The sequence below is a fragment of the Brevundimonas sp. KH_025 genome (assembly GCF_057839885.1).
The window spans coordinates 524,112-541,734 of record NZ_CM174501.1; the positions used below are offsets into that span (position 1 = coordinate 524,112).

The window sequence follows — 17,623 nt, forward strand, 5'->3', positions numbered from 1 at the left end:
GAATGGGGAGGAAAGCAGTCGCTCAGCTCACGCCGCTTCCGTCTTCGGCGCCAGGCGCTCGGCGCGCTGGGCCAGGGCCGGGGCGCCGTATTCGCGGGCGGTGGCGGCGGCCTCGACCAGCATCAGCCCCAGTTCGCGCGGCGTCTGGCCGGTCCAGCGGGCGCGGGCCAGGGCGACGCCGGCCATGCCGATCTGGTCGGCGGCCCAGTCCAGCGGGGTGGCGGCGACCGAGGGGCGGCCCAGGCGGCGGCGCAGGCCGGATTCAATCTCCAGCAAGGCCGACAGGTCGCCGACGGACCCGGCGCGGGCGGTCTCCTGGGCCACGCGCCGCTCGTGGGCCTGGGCGCCCAGAACCAGGCCGCCGCCCTCGGTCAGGGCCTCGGCCTGGACCAGGACCAGCAGGGGCAGGGTCTCGCGCTCGGCGCGCAGCACCTGGATGGCGGCCCAGTCCAGCGGGCTGTGGTCGGGGGTGAACTGGTCGGCGGCGGCGTCGAACAGGGCGTGGGCCTGGTCGCGCGCCAGAACGTCGTCGGCGATGGCCGCCAGCGCCGCCATGCCCGCCGCGCACAGGGCAAGGGCGCGGGCGCGGCTCAGGGGGCGCTGCTCGGGCGTGGCCGCCTCGACCAGATCGCGCAGATCGCGGCCCGCCTGATCCAGCCGGCGCGGGTCGCGCGCCGCCAGACCCGCTTCCAGCGACAGGGCGGCGCGGTCCAGCCGAAGTTCGTCCTCCAGCGTGCGGTGCGATCCCCTCAGCCCGTGCAGGGCGGCGTCCAGGCGGGCGCAGGCGTCCAGCAGGGCGGCGGTCTCGCCCGCGATCAGGGCCAGCCGCGCGTGCAGACGGGCCTCCAGGGCGGCGACCGCGCCGGCCGTGTCGCCGCGGCGCGCCGCCGGCAGGGCCTGCAGCAGGGCCAGCCCCGCCTCGATCCGGTCGGGGCCGCCGCACAGGTCGAAGGCCAGCATGGTGGTCTGGACCAGTTCCAGGGCGGCGCGGATGGCCTGGTCGTCGTTGTGGGCGCGGCGGGCGGCGTCGCGGGCGGCGGCTTCGGCCTTCTCCAACGACAGGGCGGCGCCGCAGCGGCGGGCGTGCTCGCGCCACAGGGCCGAGGCCCGCAGCGCCGCGTCGAAGGGCCGGGGGCAGGAGACGCGGCCGGCGTCGACCGTCTGTTGCCGGGCCTCGACCTCGACCAGACCGACGCCGATCAACTCCAGCCAGCCGAGATCGTCGCTGTCACGCGCCTTCTCGAACAACCGTCGCAGATCCCTGCCGAATTCGAACATTCCAGACCTTCGTCGTCCCGCTTCGGGATCGCGAGGGCGATCCTGCAGACGCACAAGCAAACGCAGCGCCGCCGGATGGGTTCGACTTCACTATATTTGTGAAAAATCGGGGCGGACCTTTCCTCCCCATTCCGCGGGGAGGGGGCTCACCCCAGGCGCGGCGTCATCTTGCGGCAGCGTTGCAGCACGGCGCGGGCGTCGGCCTCGCCCCCCGACAGGCGTTTCACCGAATCCACGCGGGCGCGGGTCTGGTCGTTCTCGGCCAGGGTCGGGTCGCGTCCGGCGGCGGTCGCCGCCTGCATGGCCGCCAGCGACCAGTAGAGGGCCGCGTCATAGAGGGTCCGACCGTAGCGGCTTTCGCCGCCCTCCAGCTCGGACGCCGCCTGCGTCAGCCCGGCGCACCGCACCGCCTCGTTATAGGAGACGAGCCGGGTCGTCTGGGGCGGACCCAGAACCGCAAGCGCGGCTGTGACGACAGCGATGAACATCAAGGACTCCACGGCGCCCCGACGATGATGAACCGGCGCCGCATGCTTCCTAGAGAACCACGGCCGCGTGACGGATGAAAGACATGTTCAGCCAAGCTTCAGGTTGCATCCGGCGCCGACGGCGTGGCGCGGCCCTGATCGACCAGCCAGCGGACAAAGGCGCGCCGCGCCCGCGACGGCTCGCCCGCCCCGGGGATGGCCGAGACCGCGCCGCCATCCGTCTGAAAGCCGAACGGGGCCAGCAGCCGGCCGTCCTGCACCGCCTCGGCCGCCAGGGCCCAGGGCAGGACCGCCGCGCCCCAGCCCGACAGGGCCGCGTCCAGAACGAAGTGCAGATGGGCGACGGGGCGCTCGGACGCAGCGGTCGAGGCCTGGCCGCTGAGCGCCGACCAGTCCTTCCACCCGCTCAGGTGGGTGCGGGCCACAAGGCGCGGCGCGGTCAGCACCGCTGCGCGCGGATCAAGGCCCGACAGCGCCCGAACCAGGGACGGCGCGATGACCGGGCCGACGGCGTTGGCGATGACGACCTCGGCGTTCAGGGCCTTGATGCGCTCGGGATCCAGCAGCCGCAGCACGACGTCGGCGCCGCGATGGCTGACCGCATGGGGCGCCAGTTCGACCAGATGGACCCGCACCTCGGGATGGGCGCGGTTGAAGTCCGCCAGGCGCGGGATCAGCCATTTGACCGACAGGCTGGCGTTGACGGCGACGTGCAGATCCTGGCCCTCGCCCCGCGCGCTGGCCACGGCGGCGGCGATGCCGTCAAACGCGCTGGTCAGGCCGGGCAGCAGGTCACGGCCCGCCGGGGTCAGGCTCAGGGCGTGGCGCGGCCCCTCGAACAGCCGCACCCCCATCTGGGCCTCCAGCGCCTTGACCTGACGGCTGACGGCGCTGTGGGTCACGTTCAGCTCGGCCCCGGCCAGGGTGGCGCTGCCGGTCCGCGCCATGGCCTCGAAGGCGCGCAAGGCGTTCAGCGAGGGCAGGGCGCCGGAGGTTGTGAGGTTTTCGAACATAGCCTTCCCGATAGGTCGCTTTCCCCCCGACGGCAATGCGGCGACACCGGCCCATGTCGTCCTCCTCCAAGAACCGCCTGATCGTTCCCGTCCTCGGCTTCGGCCTGATCGTGGCCTTCGCCTCCAGCTACTACCTGCTGGGGGTGCTGGCCGACCCGCTGGCGGCGGGGACGGGGACCACGCCGTCGCTGGTGTTCGCGGGGCTGTCGGGGGCCTTTCTGATCTCGGCGGCGCTCAGTCCTTTCGGCGGACGCTGGGTCGACCGGCGCGGCGGGCGCGAGGTGCTGGCCGTCGCCTCCGTCGTCTTTGCGCTCGGTCTGGCGGGGCTGGGACTGTCCCGGGGGCCGGTCAGCATGGTCGCGTCGATCCTGACGCTGGGGATCGGCATGGGGGTCGGCTTCTACGGCCCGGCCTTCGCGGTTCTGGTCGCCATCCACGGCGAGGCGGCGAAAAAGCCGATCACGGCGACATCCCTGATCGGGGCCTTCGGCGGGGCGCTGGGCTGGCCCATGACCCTGGCCATGATTGAGGTCGTCGGCTGGCGCGGGGCCTGTTTCGGTTGGGCGGGGCTGCATCTGCTGGTCTGTCTGCCCCTCTATCTGACCCTGCTGCCGGACGAGCGGGCCGGGCCGCGTCCCCCGGCCGAGGCAGGGCGGGTGCGCTGGGACGGGCGAATGATCCGGCTGGCGGTGCTGTTCGGCGGAGCCTGGTGGATCGCCACGGCGATGAGCGCCCACCTGCCGCGCCTGCTGGGACGGCTGGGGCTGGAGCCGGCCCAGGCGGCGGGCGCGGCCAGCCTGATGGCGGGGGCGGCGGTCGCAGTGCGGCTGCTGGCCTTCCTGGCACCCGGCCAGGGTTCGCCGGTCGCGGTGCTGAGGCTGGCCACCCTGCTGCACCCGCTCGGCGCGGCGGTCGCGTATCTCGGCGGCAAGGGGCTGGCGGGCGCGGTTGCCCTGGGTCAGGGGGCGGGCAACGGCCTGCTGTCGGTGGCCTCGGGCGTCCTGCCTCTGCACCTGTTCGGCAAGGAGAACTACGCCACGCGCCAGGCCCTGATCTTGACCCCCGCGCGCTTCCTTCAGGCGGCGGCGCCGCTCAGCTACGGCATGGTGCTGGACCGTTCGGCGGGGCTGGCCCTGCTGGGCTCCAGCCTCGTCTGCGTCCTGATGTTCGCCATGACCTTCGGGCTGGAAAGGCGGGCCTAGAGCACCGGCTCGGCGTCGGCGCGCCTGATCGCCTTGCGCGGCGCGCGGCGGTCCAGCGTGTTCCAGGCGGCCGCCAGCCCTTCGACCGCGCGATCCAGATCGGCCTCGTTGCGGCTGAAGGGCAGGCGCAGGAAGCGCTCATAGGCGCCGTTGATCCCGAACCGCACGCCGGGCGCGATCCGCACCCCGTGGTCCGGCGCGGCCAGGGCCAGCCGCGTGCTGTCGGGCCGGGGCAGTTCGACCCACAAAGACAGGCCGCCTTCGGGGCGGCGCGTCTGCCACTCCGGCAGGGCCTCGGCCAGACGGGCGCGCAGGTGGGCCTCCTGCCGCGCCACGATGCGGCGACGCGCGGCCAGCGGCGCGGGATCGCCGCTCAGCAGGACGGCGGCGGCCAACTGCTCCATGACCGGCACGCCAAGATCCAGCGACGGGCGGCTGCGCACCACCGCGTCGACCACGGCCTCATGCGCGCGCAGCCAGCCGACCCTCAGACCGCCCCAGTAGGGCTTGCTGGTCGAGCCCAGCCTGACCACGTGCGGGCCGTGGTCGACGGGCGGCGGCGGCGGGCGGTCGAACCACAGCTCGCGCAGGGTGTCGTCCAGCACCAGCAGGGCGCCGACGCGGGCCGCCGCCGCCGCGATCGCCGCCTCGTCGTCCGCCGACAGGACGTGGCCGGTCGGGTTCTGGTGCGCCCCGATCAGATAGATCAGCCGGGGCCGGACGCGGGCGACGGCGGCCAGCATCCCGTCCATGTCCCAGCCCTGGGGCGTCATGGCGACCGGCGTCAGGCTGAGGCCCGCCTGGACCAGGGCGTCCAGGGCGTGAGGATAGCCGGGATGTTCGACCACCACCCGGTCGCCGGGCCGCGTCGTCGCCCGCAGCAGAATGGCCAGCGCCCCCAGGGCGCCGGCCGTGACCACGATCTGATCGGCGGCGGTGGCCAGACCCTCGGCGGCGTAGCGGTCGGCGACGACGCGGCGCAGGGCCTCGATCCCCACCGGCTCATAGCCCCGGCCCGGCAGGTGGGCGGGCAGGGCCTCCAGCGCCCGGGCGTAGGCGGCGTGGACCTGTTCGTCGGCGGGCATGGAGGCGGTGGCCATGTCGATGACGCCGGGCGTGTCGGCGCCCTGCATCGGTCCGTCCAGCCGCACCGGCCGCGAGGCGGCGCTGGCGGGCAGGGCGGTGACGCTGCCCGAACCCGTCCGGCTGACCACGAAGCCGTCGGCCCGCAGCCGGTCCAGGGCGGCGCTGACGGTGATGCGGCTGACGCCCAGGGTCTCGGCCAGGCGCCGCTCGCCCGGCAGGCGCGCGTTCAGCGACAGCCGCCCGTCCAGGATCATCAGCTTCAGCGCCTCGGACAGGCGGCGATAGGCCGGCTCGCCCTCCGGCCCGCGCCAGCCGTTCAGCTGACGCGACAGAGAGGCGGGGTTGACGAGGATGTCGCGCATAGGGCCACCCTCGCCAAAGCGGCTCTATAAAACAAGGCCAGTTATCGGCTCTATGGCCCCATGTTCATGCGTCGCTTCATCCAGCTTCAACTCGGTCTTCTGCTCTATGGCGCGTCCCTGGCCCTGATGGTCCGCGCCGATCTCGGCCTCAATCCGTGGAGCGTCCTGCATCAGGGCCTGTCGGAACTGACGGGCCTCAGCCTGGGTCTGATCGTCAATCTGGTCGGGGCTCTGGTGCTGCTGATCTGGATCCCACTGCGCCAGAAGCCGGGCGTCGGGACGATCTGCAACGTCCTGGTCATCGGCACGGCGGCGGACGCGGCGCTGTGGGCCTTGCCGCCGATCGAGGGACTGGCGCTGAGGATCGCCTTCCTGCTGGCGGCCATCGTACTGAACGGCGCGGCGACGGCGGCCTATATCGGCGCCGGCCTCGGCCCTGGGCCGCGCGACGGCCTGACCACCGGCCTGGTGCGGATCACCGGCTGGCGCATCGGCTGGGCGCGGACGGCGATCGAGGTCGCGGTGCTGGGCGGCGGCTGGCTGCTGGGCGGCGTGGCTGGCGTCAGCACCGTCCTCTACGCCCTGGCCAACGGTCCCCTGATCCAGCGCTTCATGCCCTGGTTCGAGATCGCCCCCAAGCGCGAGGTCAGCCAGGCGGCGTCGGTCTGACGTTGGCTGGCGTAATCGGGCTGCGACAAGGCTGAGGCCAGCGCCAATCGTGGCGCTGGCTTTATTGCGTTTGATGGCGATGCCTGCTGTTTTCCTAATGGACAATTACGGCGCATCGCGCTGGTCATATTAAACAGATTGAATAGTATGATGCCTGATCGTTGAACGTATTCGCCGGACGGAAAACATGAGCGGTGAGCCGCAAGCCAATCGCGCGGGACGATATGTCCGCCAGTTGCGCGGCTATCGCGCCTTCATTCCGGAGGCCTTGCCGCCATCGACTCTTGATGTTTCAGGGGCAATGGCTGCCGCGCTCAGCAAGGCGGATGTGGCTCTAGGTCGCCTCGACGGAGCCGTCGCCACGCTGCCGCATCCGGAATTGTTCACCGCCATGTACGTCCGGCGCGAGGCTGTGCTGTCGAGTCAGATCGAAGGCACTCAAGCGTCGATGGACGATCTGGTCGCAGCCGAGGCCCGTTTCTCGGGCGAACGGCCGGTTGGGGACGTCAACGAAGTCATCAACTATGTCGCCGCCCTCAATGCAGGGATCGAGCGACTCAAGACGCTGCCCTTGTCGTCGCGCCTGCTCCGCGAAATTCATGCGCGCCTGATGCAGGACGTAAGGGGCGGGCATGCGACGCCGGGCGAGTTTCGAACCACCCAGAACTGGATCGGTCCGCAGAATGCGACCTTGGCCGATGCCGTCTTCGTGCCGCCCCCGCCTGAAACAGTGGCGGAGCACGTGGCCGCTCTGGAGCGTTTTCTGCATGCGCCCAGCGATCTGGCCTTGCTGATCCGCGTCGGCCTGGCGCACGCCCAGTTTGAAACCATCCATCCTTTCGTGGATGGGAACGGGCGTCTGGGACGACTGCTGATCACCTTCCTGCTCTGCGAGAATGAGGTGCTCAGCAAGCCGGTGCTCTATGTTTCCTTGGCGCTGAAGAAGCGACGGCAGGAATACTACGAGCGGCTTCAGGCGGTCAGGGATCGTGGCGAGTGGGAGCCCTGGCTCGTCTTCTTTCTGGAGTGCGTCACCGAGGCCGCACAGGATGCCGCCCGCACAGTGCGCAACATCCTGGCGTTAAGAGAAGAGCATCGCGACGCCGTGGTGGGCGCTATGGGGGCGAGAGTCGGCAAGGCGCTGACCTTGTTAGAGGGACTCTTTCAGGACCCCCATCTGGACGTGAATCAAGCCGCTGAAACCTTGGGTGTAAGCTTCGTCAACGCCAACAATATCGTGGCCGAGATGGAGCGGCTTGGAATTCTTCGTGAGATTACGGGGCAGAAGCGACACAGACTGTTCGTCTATGAACGCTATCTCGCTCTGTTCCGCGACATCTGATCAGCCCCGTTCCTTGGTCTTGGTGAAGGCGATCTTGGGGAAGCGTTCGGAGACGTAGCCGGTTTCCCAGCTGGACTTGGCCAGGAAGACGGGGGCCTGGTCGATGTCGACGGCCATCTGCGGGCGGTACTTGCCGGCGAAGTCTTCGAGATCGGCCTTGGTCCCGTCCGCCGTGGGGGCGATCCAGCGGGCCTCGGCGTAAGGGCTCGGCTCGAACACGACGTCGAGGTTGTATTCCTCGCCCAGGCGGTCGGCCATGACCTCGAACTGCAGCTGGCCGACGGCGCCGACGATGAAGTCCGAGCCCAGTTCGGGGCGGAACAGCTGGGTCACGCCTTCCTCGGCCAGACCCTCCAGCGCCTTCTTCAGGTGCTTGGCCTTCAGCGGGTCCTTGACGCGGACGCGCTGCAGGATTTCCGGGGCGAAGTTGGGCAGGCCGGCGAAGCGGATCATGCCGCTTTCCGACAGGCTGTCGCCGACGCGCAGCACGCCGTGGTTGGGGATGCCGATGACGTCGCCGGCATAGGCGTCCTCGGCCAGTTCACGGTCCGAGGCGAAGAACATGATGGGGGCGTTCACCGACAGCTGCTTGCCGGTGTTCTGCACCTTCAGCTTCATGCCGCGCTTGAAGCTGCCCGAGGCCATGCGGAACATGGCGATGCGGTCGCGGTGATTGGGGTCCATGTTGGCCTGGACCTTGAAGACGAAGCCGGTGACTTCGTTGTGGCCGGGCTCGACCGCGATCTCGACCGGGGCCGGGGCGTTGCGGGTCTCGGGCGGGGCTTCCTTGCGGGCGGGCATGACCTTGGGCGGCGGGGCCCATTCGCCGATGGCGGCCAGCAGCTCGTCGATGCCGAAGTGGCGGAGCGCCGAGCCCCACAGCACCGGCGTCATATGGCCTTCCAGGAAGGACTGACGGTTGAAGGTCGGGTAGCCGGCCTCGACCAGTTCCTGGGCCTCCATCAGGGCCTCATGCTCGCCGGCCTCAAAATACTGGGCGGCGTCGGCCAGAGGCAGAGCCTCGGGGTGGCCGGGGTCCTCGGCCGCGCCGGCGGGCTTCTTGGTGTAGGGCTGGAACTTGCCGGTACCCATTTCGACCATGCCGCGCAGGCGGTTTCCGCTCTCCGCGGGCCACCAGATCGGGGCGGGGTCCAGTTGCAGGCGGGACGCGATCTCGTCCAGCAGGGCCATCGGGTCCTGGGCTTCGCGGTCCAGCTTGTTGATGAAGGTGATGATCGGAATGTCGCGCAGGCGGCAGACCTCGAACAGCTTCAGCGTCTGCGGCTCGATGCCCTTGGCGGCGTCCAGCACCATGATGGCGCAGTCGGCGGCGGTCAGGGTGCGATAGGTGTCTTCCGAGAAGTCTTCGTGGCCCGGCGTGTCCAGCAGGTTGAACATCTTGGCCACACCATCAGCCGTGGTGTGCTCGAAGGTCATGACCGAGGCCGAGACCGAGATGCCCCGTTCCTTCTCGATCTTCATCCAGTCGGATTGCGTCCGCCGGTTCTCGCCGCGCGCCCGCACGGCGCCCGCCGCGCGAATGGCCCCGCCGGCCAGCAGGATATGCTCGGTCAGCGTCGTCTTGCCGGCGTCGGGGTGAGCGATGATGGCGAAGGTCCGGCGGCGACCGGCCTCTTCGGCGAGCGTGAGTTTCGACATGGGGCGGCAGGTAGCGCGAGCGGGCCCAAAAGTCGATTGTCACGATGCCGTGAAAGACCCTTCGCGAAGCGGGGCTTTTAGAGGCATGCTCGTTTCTGTGAGACGCCGGTCCATGAGATCGACGCCGCAAGGGAAAGGAAACGACATGGCTCTGGTGCTTCCGGGCAAGGTCCCGCCCGCGCGCAGCGAACGGGAACCCCACCCTGCAATCTGTCTTCTGGCCGGCTTCGCCCTCATCGCCCTGGCGGCGACGGCGGTGCATATCCTGTTCGGCTTCCTCTAGAGCCTGATCGGTTGAGGTGAAATCGCTTCGCGATTCCACCGACGCCGTGAATCAGGCTCCAGATTGATGCTGGAGCGAAGATCTGGGTTCAGATGCGATCGCATCTGAACCGATTTCGCTCTAGCCGCGCAGCTCGATCGCGTTGCCGTCGGGGTCGTTCAGATAGAGCGACACCGCCTCGCCTGACGCGCCGTATCTCAGCCCCTCGGCCCCGAGGGCGACGCCGTGGCCTTGCAGCTCGGCGCGCACCACGTCGATGTCGAAGTCGCGCACGGCCAGGCACAGATGGTCCATGTTGCGGCCCTCAAGCCCGGGCGGACGGCCGCCCATCCGCCCCAGCCTGCCCCCGACCGGCACCAGGTCGATCAGCGCCGATCCCGCGCGCAGCTGGATCAGGCCGATCTCCTCCTGCCGCCGCTCCACCGTGCAGCCCAGGACATTGCAGTAGAAGTCGATCATCGCCTCTAGGTCGAGGGTGCGGATGACGACGTGGTCGATGCCCTTGATGATCATGGTCGCGGTTCCAGGTGTTCGGCTTGAGTGTGGCGTCGGCGGGGGTCAGGCGAAAGCCGGAGCGTCGGATTTTTGCGCGCCGCGCCGCAGCCGGGCGGCCAGGACGAAGATCGCCAGCCAGGCGAGCGCGCCCGCGACATAGAAGGCGATCCCCGGCGGAACGACGCCGCCCATGCCGACGGCGACCAGGGCGGGGACGGCCAGGCCCGAGGCGGCGAAATAGGCGGCCAGGGGGCGCTCGCCTCGCAGTGCGAAGCTTCGGGCGAAGACGAAGCACAGGCTGATCAGCGCGACATAGGTCGTCAGGAAGGCGATGCCGTGGATCATGGCGTGCGCGCTCATCACGGCGGGCATGCCCTCCGGCGCGCCCTGGGGAAAGCCCATGGCCGGATCGGGCGTGAACACGCCAGCCGCCACATGGCCCAGCCCGAACACGCCAATCAGCAACGGGCCCCAGGTCCCGCCCCGGCCGGATCCGCGCGCCCTGCGGACCCCGACTGCGAAAAGGGTCGTCAGAATCCCCGTCGCCACGAAGGTCGCGATCATCCGCCAGCCGCCTTCCCCGAGGGTCAGCATGCTGATCGCGTGGCGGTTCAGGTCGAAACCGGTCCGCGTGAAGATCTCGACGGACGGGGCCGCCAGGAAGACCGGCCCCGCCAGCAGGCCTGCGGCCAATAGGGCGGGCGTGGGGTTTGCAACGGGCTCATGCGTCATGTCGATGTCCTGTAAGCGCTCAAGGGCGTGGAGTTGCGATGGTGCTAAGGCGCCGATCATCCCGCCCCTGGCAGAGAGCCGGGGCGGGGTCGGTCAGACGATCCTGCGCCAGGCTCGGCTCAGCCCCGCGGCTGGTTGACGGCCCACAGCACGCCGTAGGGGTCGGTCAACTGGCCGTAGCGGTCGCCCCAGAACATGTCCTGGACCGGCAGGACCTCGGTGCAGCCGGCGGCCAGCGCCCGCTTGGCCCAGGCGTCGGCGTCGTCGACCTGAAGCGTCAGGTTGTAGCCCTGGGGCGCCTGATGCGGATGGCCGTGCTCGGGGAAGGCGTCGGACAGCATCAGCGACGAGCCGTTGACGTGCAGGTGGACGTGCATGGTCCGGCCCTTCTCGTCCTGCGGATGGGCGAAGACGGTCTTGGCGCCGAAGGCCTTCTCATAGAAGGCGGCGGCCTCGGCGGCGTTGCTGAGCTGGAGGTAGGGGGTCAGCCCGCCCTTGGTCTCGATCTTGGTCTCGACCTGGGGGGCGGCGGTCAGGGTCTCGGTCATAGGTGTCTTCCTGGGTCAGGTTGTTGAACGACCGTAGGACGAATGGGATCGTGGCGGTCCGACATGGGGCGGCTACTTTTTTCGCCGTCATCCCGGAAGCGGCGCAGCCGCTATCCGGGACCGCAGGAAACGCCGCGCCCTGGGCGGTCCCGGCTCTGCGCCTCGCGCCGCGAGGCTCCGGCCGGGATGACGGTTGAGGCGGTCACGCCCCCAGCGCCTCGATCTCGTTGCGGATATGGGCGGCCTCGGCGGGGGTGTTGGCCAGGGACACGGCGCGGTCGAAGGCGTGGCGGGCCTCCTTGGGTCGGTCCAGCTGCTTCAGCAGGGCGCCGCGCAGGCCGTGGAAATAGAAGTAGGCGTCCAGCCGCTCGCCGAGCGGTTCGACCATGGCCAGCGCCGCCTCCGGCCCGCGCGCCTTCATCACCGCCACCGCCCGGTTCAGGGTGACGACCGGCGAGGGCTGCATCGCCTCCAGCGTCGCATACAGCCGCTCGATCGAGGCCCAGTCGGTCTCGGCGGCGGTCGCGGCGCGGGCGTGCAGGGCGGCGACGGCGCCCTGGACCTGATACGGCCCGGGGCGGCGGTGGCGCAGGGCCTTGTCCATCAGGGCCAGACCCTCCTGCACCAGCTTCGGGTCCCACTTGGTCCGGTCCTGATCGTCCAGCAGGACGGCGGCGCCGTCGGCGTCAAAGCGGGCGCCCGTGCGGGCGTGCTGCAACAGCATCAGGGCGGTCAGGCCCATGATCTCCGGCTCGGAGGGGAACAGCCGCAGCAGCAGCCGGCCCAGGCGGATGGCTTCTTCCGTCAGGCCCGCCCGGTCGCCCTCGACGTTGGGGTCGGTATAGCCCTCGTTGAAGACCAGATAGACCATGGCCGCGACCACGCCGACGCGCTCGGCCCGCTCGATGGGGCCGGGCGTCTCGAACGGGATGCCGGCGGCGGCGATCCGGCTCTTGGCGCGGGTGATGCGCTGCTCCATCGCCGCCTCGCCGACCAGAAAGGCCCGCGCGATCTGGCGCACCGACAGGCCCGAAACGATGCGCAGGGCGAGCGCGATCTGCTGCGTCGCCGGCAGGTCCGGGTGGCAGCAGGTGAACAAGAGCCGCAGCACGTCGTCGCGATAATCCGCCGCGTCGATCTGTTCGGCCAGCGGCGTCTCCGCGTCGTCGAGGTCGGACAGATGGTCCTCGTCAGGCAGGGGCGTCTGTTTGGCCCGCCGCCGCACCCCGTCGACACCGACGTTCCGGCCCACGAAGATCAGCCAGGCGGCGGGATCGCGCGGCGGGCCTTTGTCCGGCCAGGTCTTCAGCGCCTTCAGACAGGCGTCCTGATAGGCCTCCTCGGCCAGATCGAGGTCGCGGAAGTAGCGCAGCAGGGCGCCCACCGCCCGCGGCCGGGCGGCGACCAGGGCCGCGTCGATCCAGCCGAGGTCGGTCACGCGGGTTCCAGAACCGGCTGGGCCTTCCAGTCGTGGAAGAGGCCGACGGGCCGCAGCTCAAAGGCGCCGGGCGAACCCGAGGCCTGGGCCAATTCCTGGGCGGCGGCGACCGCCGCGTCCAGATCCTCGCACTCGATCAGATAGAAGCCGAGCAGCTGTTCCTTGGTCTCGGCGAAGGGGCCGTCCAGAATCATGGCCTCCTTGCCCTTGCGGATCGTGGTGGCGGCGGTGGTCGGCAGCAGGCGCGCCACCGGCCCCATCCGGCCCTGATCGGCCAGACGCTGCTGCACGGCCCCCAGACGCGCCATGACGGCCTCGTCCTCTTCCTTGGACCAGGCCCCGACCACGTCCTCGCGGTCATAGCAAAGCACGGCGTAGAGCACGGCGATCTCCCTCGTTCATCGTGACGACGAAGCAGCATGGCCGCAGCCGACGACGGCGGGAAGAAAAACCGTCGCCGTCAGTTTCCGGTCGGTTGATCCTGGCCCTCGGCCTCGCCCTTCTTCACCAGTTCGGCCTCCTCGGCGTCGGCCTCGGCCTCGCTGATCCCCTTGGCGCGCAGCAGCAGCTCGCGTGCGGCCGGCGAGGGTCGGTGCGGATCGTTGACCAGGGGCTCCAGCAGGACGACGGCCTCCTCTTTGCGGTCCTTCATCATCAGCACCTGGGCCAGACTGAAACGCGCCTCGCCCAGTTGCGGGGCCAGGGCGAAGGCCTGCTCCAGCACCGCCACGTCGTTGTCGTTGGGATAACCCTCGCCGCCGTTCCGGTTTTCGGCCACCAGCAGCAGGGTGGCGTAGTCAGCGTCGTCGGCGCGATAGGCGCGGTGCAGGAAGCCGCGGGCCTCGGTCCTCAGACGGTCGGCGTCTTCCGGGGTGTCGGCGTCGTCGGCCGCCTTCATGCGGGCGCGGACCAGGTATTGCAGGGCCTCGACGTTGTTCGGCTCCAGCGCCAGCAGGCGTTGCAGGGGCGCCTCGGCGGCGGCGGGGTCGCCGAAATGCAGTTCGGCGTGGCCCAGGGCCAGCAGGGCCAGGGGATCGTCGGGGTGGCGGGCGGCGGCGCGGCGCACCTCCTCGGCGGTGGCGGCGCGCTTGTCGTCGGGGACGCCCACCTTGAGCCGCTGGTTCAGCAGCAGCAGGTCGTCGGCCGAGCGCGGCAGGCTCGTCACCGTGATCGGCACGGGCGGGTAGGCCAGGCTTACGCCCTGATAGGGGATGCGTCCGTTCATGTAGCGGCGCAGGGTGCGTTGCAGTTCGATCGGGGTCAGGCCGGTCGCCCGTTCCATCGCCTCGACCGGGTCGCCGCCCGCGCCGACGTCGCGCAGATAGACATCCAGCGTCTTCTGCCGGTCGGCGTCGCCCAGGAACCAGTGGGTCAGCAGCCAGGCCAGGGGATAGTAGGTCTCGCGGTTGCGCGCCTTCTGCAGCGGGCGCTTGGACAAAAGCTCCGCCATCGGCATCCACGACGCCGCCTGAAGCCAGAAGGCGCGGTTCTCGTTGTATTTGCCGACCAGGATGCGGGACTTCTCGATCTCGACCGTGGCGTAGTATTCGGCGAACCCCTCCACGAACCATCCCGGATAGGGATAGGAGAAGTTCTGCATCATGAAGTGGTGCGCGTACTCGTGCTTCAGCGTGTCCACGGTCCGGTCGCGCAGGGCGATGCCGAAGATGTCCTCGTCGGTGGCCATGTAGAAGCCGGCCACGTTCTCGGGCAGGTCGGGCCGCACCTGGGTCAGGCCGCGTCGCGTGCCGACCAGATAGATCGGCAGCTTGCGCGGCGGGGCTTCATCGGCGTTCAGCCCCATGCGCAGGCGCAAGAAGCGGTCATAGGCTTCCAGTTCCTGCACGAACTCGCGCAGCTTGCCCTCGCCGCCGTCGCTGTAGACGATGAAGCGCTCGCTCTCGGCCTTGAGCCAGTCGGCGTGGGCGGGGGCGATCCCGGCCGCGGTCGCGGCGACGACGGACAGGGCCGCCACGGCCGCGCCCCGGCGCAAGCTTTGCAATAAGCGATTGAAAAGGCGCACGTCGATGGTCCCTGATGGCGAGGTCGCTCAGGGATAGCGAACGTTGTTGTTTCAGGGAAGGGGTGGCGGCGTCAGGCCGCCATACGTCCCCAGACGGCCTTGTCGGCGGCGACGGCGCTCAGGCGGCCATGGGCGGCGCGCGACTGAAGCTGGCGCATGATCATGTCCGGCAGGGCGCAGAAGCGCGGCTCGACCAGTTCGGGCGCGCACCCGGCGTCGGGGGCGGCGAACAGGGCGGCGTTGACGCCCTCGGTCTTGTGCGCGATCAGCCAGGCCAGACGCCGGGCGCGGGCCGGATCGTTCCGGTGCAGCATCGGGTCCTCGGCGAACAGGTCGCAGCCCATCTCCAGCACATAGTCGAAGTCCAGCTTCTCGAAACGCCGCACGTCATGGCTCGGGGCCGGGCAGGCCTCGTCCAGATCAAACACGACGTCGTTCAAGAGAAACAGCATGGGCCGTCCACCGCTTGCAGGCCCTTCTGGCCCGATGAGACCGGTTTACGACCGTCTCGCTTGCGGTCCCGTTCACGAACGCGGTGAACGCGCGGTTAGGGATGATGGCCCGATTGGGCGGCCTCTCCCTCCCACTTGGGGGAGGGTGGTCGCGCAGCGACCGGGTGGGGACGGCCTGGCGATGCAGGGTGCGGCGCTTGATTTGCCGAAGCGCCCCCACCCGTCTGACGCTACGCGTCAGCCACCCTCCCGAACGGGGAGGGAGAGACGCCTTCACCCCGCCTGCACCTTCTCCGTCAGGAAGTGCCGGCCCTGGCGGTCCTCGATCTCGACGACCCAGAGGTCGGGGTCGTAGCGGCGCTGGCGCTCGATATAGGCGTCCAGCTCGCTCTCCATCTCGCTGACGACGGGTTGGATCCACAGGGGTTCGCCGTCCTGGCCGGTCGCCTCGGTATAGAGGCGGGCCGTGCGGTCGGCGGTGTTGTAGGCCTTGACGATCACGGCCCCGCCGCGCGCGTCGCCCTTCTTGACCACGGTGGCGTAGGCGCCTTCCAGTTCGGCGCGGCGGATCAGGGCGCCCGCCCAGACGTCTGTGGATAGAAGCAATTCGCTAACCCTGCTTGGACACGGGACCGGAACCATGCGGTCCTAAAGTCGGGGTCATGAGGATAGGCTTTTCCCCCCGATCCGCCAGCAGAATGCTGGCCGCGACGCTGGCCGCGATGACGCTGGGCATGCCGGTCGGGGCGGCGCGCGCGGCCGTGACCGACGCCTTCTACGACCGCGTCTTCATGCTGGCGGCGCATCAGAAGTGCGACCTGTTCGAGCCGAAGCTGATCGCGGCGCTGGACGCGGCGGCGCTGCAGGCGCGCGGCGCGGCCCTGCGGGCGGGAACGCCGGCGGCCGATCTGTCGGCGGCGGCGGCGCGGGCGCAGTCCAAGGCGTCACGCACGCCTTGCGACGACGGCGACCTGAGCCGGGTGCGGGCGCGGGTCCAGGCGGGCTTCGCCGGCTGGTCGCGCGCGGCCCGGATGAGTTTCCCCGGCGACCGTTCCGCCTGGCGCGGCGACCGCTATGAAGGCGAAGCGACCGGCTGGCGGCTGGTGCAGGACAGCGCGACCGGCGGCTCGCCTGTGCGCTTCGGACTGGTGGGGACCGGACCAAAGACGACGGTGCCGACGGCTGTGGTCTCCTTCGTCGGACGGCCCCGACCCTATGCGGCGCGGCTGGTGCTGCGCGATCGCGAGAAAGCCCCGCGCATCTGGCTGACCGGCGGCGGTCTGCCGCCCGAATCGGTGCGCAGCGCCTTCTTCGCCGGCTGGTTCCACGCCGCTGCGCCGACCCTGCTGACCGACGGCGCGCGCCAGGGCGAGGCCTGGATCTTCCCGGCCGAAGCCGCCGACGCCATCGCCCAGCTGGACCCGCGCGAGACCTTCGTCATCGAATTCCTGTTCCGCGACAACAGCGTCGCTTCGGCCCGCTTCGAGGCCGGCGACTTCGCCGCCGGTCGCGCCTTCCTGGCCATGGGGGCCATCTAGGCGCCGACCCGCGCGGTTTGGAACCCGACGCGGCGGGGCCGGATTCTATCTTCGGGCTGACGTTTTAAAGGTCCCGTCAGTCCATATCCGCAGCCAGCGGATAGGCCCCCGTCGCGCAAGCGGCGGGGGTTTGCGGCTTCAGGACCGGGGCGCGCGGGCGATCAGGGTCAGGGCGATCTGCTCCTGGGCCTTGGCGTTCATGTAGATGAGCGCCTGATCCCACGCCTTGCGGTCGGCGCGCGCCGAACGATCGAGGCCCAGGTTTTCGGTGAAGGCTGTCGGCGCGCGTCGGTCGTTGCAGGCAGGCCCGTCGATGCCGAACACCTTGGCGGCGTTGGCCAGGGTGCAGTTGCGGGCCTCGACCGGCGCCGCATCCCACGCCGCGTCCAGCCGCGCGCGGTCCAGGCCCTTCTCGGACAGGATGGTCGCCGCGGCGCCGGTCTGGATGACGTGAGCGGCCACGGCGGAACGCACCCACATGGCGGGCAGGTCAGCGCGGCCCGCGCACTCCGGCGCGGCGGCCATCACCTTCAGGTCTCGGTGGTTCAGGGCGTTCATCCCCGAGGTCATGCCGCGCCCATAGGCGGTCAGGATCTGCGCCTGATCGGCGGCGGGCAGGCGCGACCAGACGCAGGCGCCTAGGGGCTGAGGTTCGCCAGCAACGGGGGTGGTCGCGACCATGGCGGCGAAAAGCAGGGCGATCATGGACAGGCCTCAAGACAGGGGGTGGTCGTAGCGCCGATCAGGACGGCAGCAGCAGAAGCGCCAGCATGGTCAGGACCATCAGGCCGCCCAGCAGCCGCGTCAGGTTCAGGCCCGACCGGCGCGCCGGGTAGGTTTCCAGCGCGCGCTTCTCCTCGAAGAATTCCTCCGCCGCCCCGGCGTTCAGGGCGGCCAGCCGACGCCGACGGCGTGCTTCGGACATCCCAGCGAACCATTGCGGACGCACCAAGAGGGCCGGGCCGACGCCGAGAAGAAAGATCTGATTGATCATGGGTATGTCATAGGGCGCGGC

Annotated in this window: 20 protein-coding genes; 5 read left to right on the forward strand and 15 right to left on the reverse strand. The window is 70.1% G+C overall.

Annotated elements, in window-relative coordinates:
- Positions 1 to 27 precede the first annotated feature (27 nt).
- From AC3IS2_RS02625 to AC3IS2_RS02635, 3 genes are all read right to left on the reverse strand, one after another.
- Positions 28 to 1,278, reverse strand: a complete 1,251-nt coding sequence (locus AC3IS2_RS02625) for a hypothetical protein (RefSeq protein ID WP_489199123.1) — start codon at positions 1,276 to 1,278, stop codon at positions 28 to 30.
- Between the two features lie 146 nt (positions 1,279 to 1,424).
- Positions 1,425 to 1,766 (reverse strand): hypothetical protein, encoded by a 342-nt coding sequence (locus tag AC3IS2_RS02630; protein WP_489199124.1) that lies wholly within the window; start codon positions 1,764 to 1,766, stop codon positions 1,425 to 1,427.
- 98 nt (positions 1,767 to 1,864) lie between these two features.
- Positions 1,865 to 2,779, reverse strand: a complete 915-nt coding sequence (locus AC3IS2_RS02635; protein WP_489199125.1) for a LysR family transcriptional regulator — start codon at positions 2,777 to 2,779, stop codon at positions 1,865 to 1,867.
- 53 nt (positions 2,780 to 2,832) lie between these two features.
- Between AC3IS2_RS02635 and AC3IS2_RS02640 the strand changes: the two genes are divergently transcribed.
- Complete coding sequence (locus AC3IS2_RS02640) at positions 2,833 to 3,981, forward strand: MFS transporter (RefSeq protein WP_489199126.1); 1,149 nt, start codon at positions 2,833 to 2,835, stop codon at positions 3,979 to 3,981.
- Here AC3IS2_RS02640 and yczR read toward each other — a convergent pair.
- Positions 3,978 to 5,429 (reverse strand): MocR-like transcription factor YczR, encoded by a 1,452-nt coding sequence (gene yczR, locus AC3IS2_RS02645; protein ID WP_489199127.1) that lies wholly within the window; start codon positions 5,427 to 5,429, stop codon positions 3,978 to 3,980. The genes AC3IS2_RS02640 and yczR overlap by 4 nt on opposite strands.
- A 66-nt stretch (positions 5,430 to 5,495) precedes the next feature.
- On the opposite strand from yczR, the gene yczE reads away from it, so the two are divergent.
- On the forward strand, positions 5,496 to 6,098 hold the full coding sequence (gene yczE, locus AC3IS2_RS02650; RefSeq protein ID WP_489199128.1) for a membrane protein YczE: 603 nt from the start codon (positions 5,496 to 5,498) through the stop codon (positions 6,096 to 6,098).
- Positions 6,099 to 6,285: 187 nt separating this feature from the next.
- Entirely contained in the window at positions 6,286 to 7,440 is a 1,155-nt protein-coding gene (locus AC3IS2_RS02655; protein ID WP_489199129.1) for a Fic family protein, read from the forward strand.
- Here the strand turns inward: AC3IS2_RS02655 and AC3IS2_RS02660 are convergent, their stop codons facing one another.
- On the reverse strand, positions 7,441 to 9,099 hold the full coding sequence (locus tag AC3IS2_RS02660) for a peptide chain release factor 3 (protein ID WP_489199130.1): 1,659 nt from the start codon (positions 9,097 to 9,099) through the stop codon (positions 7,441 to 7,443).
- Between the two features lie 145 nt (positions 9,100 to 9,244).
- Here AC3IS2_RS02660 and AC3IS2_RS02665 point away from each other — a divergent pair, with 145 nt between their 5' ends.
- On the forward strand, positions 9,245 to 9,382 hold the full coding sequence (locus tag AC3IS2_RS02665) for a hypothetical protein (protein ID WP_489199131.1): 138 nt from the start codon (positions 9,245 to 9,247) through the stop codon (positions 9,380 to 9,382).
- Positions 9,383 to 9,502: 120 nt separating this feature from the next.
- Here the strand turns inward: AC3IS2_RS02665 and AC3IS2_RS02670 are convergent, their stop codons facing one another.
- From AC3IS2_RS02670 to AC3IS2_RS02705, 8 genes are all read right to left on the reverse strand, one after another.
- On the reverse strand, positions 9,503 to 9,895 hold the full coding sequence (locus AC3IS2_RS02670; RefSeq protein WP_489199132.1) for a VOC family protein: 393 nt from the start codon (positions 9,893 to 9,895) through the stop codon (positions 9,503 to 9,505).
- A 45-nt stretch (positions 9,896 to 9,940) separates the two neighbouring features.
- Positions 9,941 to 10,609, reverse strand: a complete 669-nt coding sequence (locus tag AC3IS2_RS02675; protein ID WP_489199133.1) for a DUF998 domain-containing protein — start codon at positions 10,607 to 10,609, stop codon at positions 9,941 to 9,943.
- 119 nt (positions 10,610 to 10,728) lie between these two features.
- Entirely contained in the window at positions 10,729 to 11,157 is a 429-nt protein-coding gene (locus tag AC3IS2_RS02680; protein ID WP_489199134.1) for a VOC family protein, read from the reverse strand.
- Between the two features lie 202 nt (positions 11,158 to 11,359).
- Positions 11,360 to 12,595 carry an RNA polymerase sigma factor gene (locus AC3IS2_RS02685; RefSeq protein ID WP_489199135.1) on the reverse strand — a complete coding sequence of 412 codons (1,236 nt, stop codon included), beginning with the start codon at positions 12,593 to 12,595 and terminating at the stop codon, positions 11,360 to 11,362.
- Positions 12,592 to 12,978 carry a YciI family protein gene (locus AC3IS2_RS02690; RefSeq protein ID WP_489199136.1) on the reverse strand — a complete coding sequence of 129 codons (387 nt, stop codon included), beginning with the start codon at positions 12,976 to 12,978 and terminating at the stop codon, positions 12,592 to 12,594. The genes AC3IS2_RS02685 and AC3IS2_RS02690 overlap by 4 nt, the downstream gene beginning before the upstream one ends.
- Before the next feature lie 77 nt (positions 12,979 to 13,055).
- The gene (locus AC3IS2_RS02695) at positions 13,056 to 14,570 is read right to left on the reverse strand and encodes a tetratricopeptide repeat protein (RefSeq protein ID WP_489199137.1); all 1,515 of its coding nucleotides are present in this window, start codon (positions 14,568 to 14,570) and stop codon (positions 13,056 to 13,058) included.
- A gap of 119 nt (positions 14,571 to 14,689) precedes the next feature.
- Complete coding sequence (locus tag AC3IS2_RS02700; RefSeq protein WP_489199138.1) at positions 14,690 to 15,070, reverse strand: hypothetical protein; 381 nt, start codon at positions 15,068 to 15,070, stop codon at positions 14,690 to 14,692.
- A gap of 273 nt (positions 15,071 to 15,343) precedes the next feature.
- Positions 15,344 to 15,676: a DUF1491 family protein gene (locus AC3IS2_RS02705; RefSeq protein ID WP_489199140.1), complete on the reverse strand. Its 333-nt coding sequence runs from the start codon at positions 15,674 to 15,676 to the stop codon at positions 15,344 to 15,346.
- 92 nt (positions 15,677 to 15,768) lie between these two features.
- On the opposite strand from AC3IS2_RS02705, the gene AC3IS2_RS02710 reads away from it, so the two are divergent.
- Positions 15,769 to 16,608 (forward strand): hypothetical protein, encoded by an 840-nt coding sequence (locus tag AC3IS2_RS02710; protein WP_489199141.1) that lies wholly within the window; start codon positions 15,769 to 15,771, stop codon positions 16,606 to 16,608.
- A gap of 138 nt (positions 16,609 to 16,746) precedes the next feature.
- Here AC3IS2_RS02710 and AC3IS2_RS02715 read toward each other — a convergent pair whose 3' ends face one another.
- Together AC3IS2_RS02715 and AC3IS2_RS02720 are read right to left on the reverse strand one after the other, a co-directional pair.
- Positions 16,747 to 17,313 carry a hypothetical protein gene (locus AC3IS2_RS02715; RefSeq protein WP_489199142.1) on the reverse strand — a complete coding sequence of 189 codons (567 nt, stop codon included), beginning with the start codon at positions 17,311 to 17,313 and terminating at the stop codon, positions 16,747 to 16,749.
- 37 nt (positions 17,314 to 17,350) lie between these two features.
- Positions 17,351 to 17,602 (reverse strand): hypothetical protein, encoded by a 252-nt coding sequence (locus tag AC3IS2_RS02720; protein ID WP_489199143.1) that lies wholly within the window; start codon positions 17,600 to 17,602, stop codon positions 17,351 to 17,353.
- Positions 17,603 to 17,623 lie beyond the last annotated feature (21 nt).